At 61.8% G+C, this 984-nt stretch carries 1 pseudogene; it reads right to left on the bottom strand.

Annotated elements, in window-relative coordinates:
* Nucleotides 1-601 precede the first annotated feature (601 nt).
* Nucleotides 602-984, bottom strand: a pseudogene (locus IF809_RS38595) (transposase); the annotation flags it as partial.

Here is a 984-nt window from a genome sequence, read left to right as displayed (position 1 = left end):
GACCGACTACCGTTCTCTCGGCTCTCGCACCCGCGCAGCGGGCTGGAGCGCAGCGACTTTGTGCTCTGGCCCATCGCGTCAGTTAGCGCGCTGCAACGACATGTCCGGAGTCGAGGATAAACCGGAAATCGCTGGCTCAGGGGCAAACCGACGCGATTGACCGAATGTATGGTCCGACCGTGCGTTGCAAGTGGTTTCGCCGAGCTGGCGGTGAGCGGTCTTGCATCAATGTATCCGGCCTTTGATTGGAGCATTTGCTCCGGCCACCATGGATATCAGCGCGCGTGCGTTCTCGTTAGCGGACAGGCCTCGATTGGGCCATTTGGGTCACCAGTGTTCACATGCGCCGGGAAGACCGAACCTCCATCTCGTCTCATCCTCTCGCAGATCTCGGCTGGAAATTGTTGATAGGGCTACGTCATCGGTTGCTCCTCATATCGCTCAGTTCCTTTGTTCGAGCCAAGACCGTTCCTTCGTCCCGGCCCACAGAACGTCGATCGCCTCGCGAACAGGGGCGGTCAAGGCCAGCCGTCGCGCTTGGCTGCGGTTGGCTCGGGCATTGCCAGGCTGCGCCTTGACCGCGCCGAGCACGGCGCGAGGATCAAGCGGGTCGGACGCCTGCATCGTCGGTCTTCGTCAGCTCGAAGGCGCGTCCTTTCGCCAGCACCGCCCAGACGATGCGGGCAAGCTTGTTGGCGAGCGCGATCGCGAGCACGTTGTGGTGCAACCTTGTAGCGGCTTCAATCCAGGACTTGAGCCCGTACCGTTCCCAGTTCTTTATCCTGACCAGGACAACCCACGCCGCCTGAACGAACAGAACGCGCAGGTAGCGATTGCCGCGCCTCGAGATTTTGCCGAGGATCGTGCGTCTCCCGTCGAGATCTGCTTGGGCACCAGTCCGAGCCAGGCGCCGAAGTCGCGGCCTTTGGAGAATACGTCTCCAGTGCCGATCGCGGCCACCATGGCGCTCGAAATGATCAGCGC

It is taken from the genome of Bradyrhizobium sp. UFLA06-24, from assembly GCF_054967145.1.
The sequence above is the reverse complement of the archived record's forward strand: the minus strand, read 5'-3'. Positions and strand labels throughout refer to the sequence as shown.